Raw genomic sequence first — 4,192 nt, forward strand, 5'->3', positions numbered from 1 at the left:
ATTGGCTTCGGGAATCCCTAAATAAAACTGCAATCTTTTCAAGCTTGCAATTAGTGTCTTTCTTAAAACCAGTTCCTCTCTTCCAACTCTAGCTGGAGTATCCATATGTCTAAAAGAGTTATCATTTCATCTATTCTTACTGCGCTTGCTCTAGGTAGTGGTTACTTTGTTTATCAAAGTATGAATGAGCTGCAAATTGTAGATCCAGTTTACTCACCAGAATTAGGTGATTACTATGCAGTTGATCTTAGTAAGCAAGAAGTAAAATTTCGTTTTTCTAGTTCAGCTAAATTAAAAGAATTTATTCAAAGTTATATGAGTGTGATGGGGAATAAACTTGAAGTTGTTGATTTAAATTTTATTGATACTTCAAAGTTAGAGGATCTGGATTATGTTTTTGCAGGTGACTATGAATTTGTCAATGCAGAAAACTTTTATAACGATCAAGCGTATGATCTTAGTGGCAATAACTTTGCTCTAGTGAGTTATGATGAAGTTTATCTTTGTAAAGCTCCAAGTTCCTATCAGGTTGATATCTCTAAGTGGAACATTAGCAAGGTCAAATCCTTAGCCTATACTTTTTCTTGTAGCACGAGTAACTTTGACTTAAGTAACTGGGATACCAGTAACGTAAAATCTTTACATGGAACTTTTGCAGTAAATGCAAATTTTAACAATGATATTTCTCGCTGGGATGTAGGTTCAGTTGAGGATATGCGTGTTACTTTTGTAGGAGCTCAAAGCTTTAATGCAGACTTAAGTAAATGGCAAGTTGGCAAGGTCAAAGATATGATGGGGTTATTTAGAGGAGCTAAAGAGTTTAATATGGACTTAAGTGCTTGGGATATGAGTAAGGTAACTGATATCTCTTATATGTTTTACGGAGCTACCAAGTTTAACTCAAATTTAAATCCTTGGAATTTATCATCAGTACGCTCGGCTGTAAGAGTGTTTTGGGGTAGTGGAATGACCGAAGCAAATCTTACAGAGGTGATTAAGAAGTACTACTTTATCTTTAGCGATTACTAAACTATTACATAGTTAAGTGCTAATTATTTTAACTTTTAGTTATTACTTTAATCTATAATATATAGACTTTATGAGGTTGTTGTAAAGCTTACCTTTTTCTTTTAATTAAGGTTGTAATATTGGTTACCTTAGAGGTTGTCTAATTTTTCGTACCATAATTTTAGTACTTAGTTTTTTACAACACTCTATTACTTGTATAAAAATAATATAAATAAAAAAGCGAAAAACTTTACTATGTTTAAAAAATTACTCATTCCTGCTGCAGTAGTTGCAATTGGTTTAGCTGGCTACTTTACCTACAACAGTATCTTCAATCAAAAATTTGTAAATAAATCTTACAGTGCTGAATTAGGTGAATACTATGGTGTTGACTTAAGTAAAACAGGTAAGAAGTTTAGTTTTACTAACTCGACTCTACTAAGAGAGTTTATTAATGATTATGTTAAAGCACGTGTTGGTAAGCAAAGTGTTATTGACTTAAACTTTATTGATGTTTCAAATTTAGAAGACTTAGATTTTGTATTTGCAGGTAAGTATTCTATTGTCAACACAAAAGAGTTCTCTGATAAAGAATTATATGAGGTATATCCAAAGTATATGCCTTCTACTAGTGAGGGGTTTTTATTTGTTTGTGAAACTCCAAATTCTTATCAGATTGATGTTTCTAAGTGGGACGTTAGAAAAGTTAAGTCTTTAAATTATACTTTTGCTTGTAGCAATATAAAAACTGATTTAAATAATTGGAATACTTCTAGTTTAAAAAATATACAGGCAACATTTGCATTTAATGATGGTTTTGATTCTGATCTTTCAAATTGGAATGTTAAAGGGGTAGAAGAGTTTACGTTCACTTTTTACAATGCTGCAAAATTCAATCGTAATTTAAATACGTGGGATGTGAGTAAAGCAAAGAGTATGATTTATACGTTTGCTAACGCTTCTTCTTTCAATTCAGAATTAAGTTCTTGGAATGTAAGTAATGTTCAAACGATGATAGGAATGTTTTTTAATGCTAAAAACTTCAATCAAGATTTGAGTTCTTGGAATGTAAGTAATGTTACTAGTATGGCTTTAATGTTTTCAGGAGCAGAAAAATTTAATAGAGACTTAAGCTCATGGAATGTAGGTAATGTAACAAGTATGGCTTTTATGTTTTCTGAGGCTGAAAAATTTAATAGAGATTTGAACTCATGGAATGTAAGTAATGTGACAGATATGGCTCACATGTTTTCTAAAGCTACAAGTTTTAATGGGGATGTAAGCTCTTGGGATGTTAGTAATGTTACTGATATGGGAGGTATGTTTTCTAATGCTACAAGTTTTAATGGGGACATAAGCTCTTGGGATGTTAGTAACGCTACAGATATGGCTTATATGTTTTCTAAAGCTACAAGTTTTAATGGGAATGTAAGCTCTTGGGATGTTAGTAATGTTACTGATATGGGGGGTATGTTTAGTGGAGCTACAAGTTTTAGTGGGGACTTAAGCGCTTGGAATGTTAGTAATGTAATAGACATGGATTATATGTTTTATAATGCAAAAAACTTTAATTCAAATTTAAATAATTGGGATATTTCTTCTCTGGAAAAGGCTGATGCTATGTTTAGATATAGTGGTGTTACAGAAAAAGAAGTATTTAGTTGGTTAAGCAAAAAACCAAGTATTTATTCAACTTTAGGTCTTAATTAAATAATGATTTAAGGTTTAAAAATGAGTATTAGATTAGTTTGAACTACTTCTTGAATACTCTCTTATCAAGATAATTAAGAGTAAACTGTTTATGGATAACACTATACGCAGTTTACTCTTTTATTTTTAAGGATACACAAAAATAAGAGGGTAACTATTATTAAATACTATAACTTATCATCTTTTTGATTTATCATTAGTACGAATACTAGAAGTCACCGTATTATTTTATGGAATTGCTTAATCAAAAATATTGCGGTTTCTATTGAAAAAGATTATTCAATCTCGGAAAATGTAAAAATAACTAGGTGTTAGTTGTTTAAGTTTGAATTATCGTTTTATTATATAATATTTTTATATTGCTATTTATACAATTTTATAAATAACTTTAACTTAAAAAAGAATAAAGAATATTATTTGTAGAAATTAGTGACAAGTTTTTAAACGTAAATTTAACACCAAGAACGGAACCAGAGTAGGGGAACACTCCCCAGCCTAGGCAGGGGAGTGTTCCCCTACTCTGGGTTCATCTTGGCGGCGGACATGGTTTCCTATTATAAACAGCGATCTGTAATAAGTTCTTTAATAAATTCAAACGGTATTAAGTCGTATAGTTGGTTTAATTGCTCGTCTTTAATTAACTCTTTAGAGTGTAATGCCTTAGCACCATGCTTAAATAACTTGAAGGTTATATCTCTACAGAGCTTATTAGTATTCGAGCGCGGGAATATGAAGAACTTAGGAATATCTTCAGCTACATATTCGTTGTATAAAGGTAGTTGCTCATAACTATCCAAGTTCAGTAGTAGCATGGTATTAGTAAGAGCATTTCCTACACCTTTAGAGGTGTCGATGTTGTTTACTATGTAATTGACTGTACGAGCGTATTGTGGGCTAATTCCTACTAATGGTAGATCATTACCGTATCCGTAGTCCCTGAAGGTTTTGTTGGTATTTTCAGCCCAAGCATTGTTTTGCGGGCAACCAGCATAGCTACAGAATACTCTTAAGTCAACATCTAGGTTCTCAAGGTTAAAGATCTTAGTGAACTCTCGACCTTGATCCATAGTAATGGCTATAGGTCTGTCAGAACTACGTCTTAGTATGCTCACATAGCTAGATATAACATCGAATATCTCCGAAGCAACGTCATTAGTAGATCGAATAGGTATAGCAAGTCTATATCCGGTATTTACGAGGGTAATCGTTAGAATTTTACCTTTGTGAGACTTACCAACAATACAGTCTATAGACAAATGTATCGTCTCTGGTTGACTTGCTTTAAACGCTTTAAATGCGTGAGGACAGTTATATCCAGGCTTTAGGAACACTCTAGAGTCATCAGGATTTCTCTCTTTAATCTCATCGTAGGATCTCTTCTTATTAACCGAAGAGAAGGTAGCCATCAGATGTTTTAGCTGCTTAATTCGCTTCTTCTCTTGCTTTCTTAACTCTATATCGTTAGATACAGAGG

Annotated in this window: 3 protein-coding genes; 2 read left to right on the forward strand and 1 reads right to left on the reverse strand. The window is 32.4% G+C overall.

Annotated features, from left to right (window positions below):
* Positions 1-105: 105 nt before the first annotated feature.
* Both CKF54_RS07200 and CKF54_RS07210 read left to right on the forward strand, forming a co-directional pair.
* Positions 106-1,029 carry a BspA family leucine-rich repeat surface protein gene (locus CKF54_RS07200; protein ID WP_119525678.1) on the forward strand — a complete coding sequence of 308 codons (924 nt, stop codon included), beginning with the start codon at positions 106-108 and terminating at the stop codon, positions 1,027-1,029.
* A 234-nt stretch (positions 1,030-1,263) separates the two neighbouring features.
* Positions 1,264-2,718 (forward strand): BspA family leucine-rich repeat surface protein, encoded by a 1,455-nt coding sequence (locus tag CKF54_RS07210; protein ID WP_147396847.1) that lies wholly within the window; start codon positions 1,264-1,266, stop codon positions 2,716-2,718.
* A gap of 554 nt (positions 2,719-3,272) precedes the next feature.
* Here CKF54_RS07210 and CKF54_RS07215 read toward each other — a convergent pair.
* Positions 3,273-4,192: hypothetical protein (locus CKF54_RS07215; RefSeq protein WP_222987572.1), on the reverse strand; the 920-nt coding region annotated here is incomplete at its 5' end.

It is taken from the genome of Psittacicella hinzii, assembly GCF_003585885.1.
Taxonomy (GTDB): domain Bacteria; phylum Pseudomonadota; class Gammaproteobacteria; order Enterobacterales; family Psittacicellaceae; genus Psittacicella.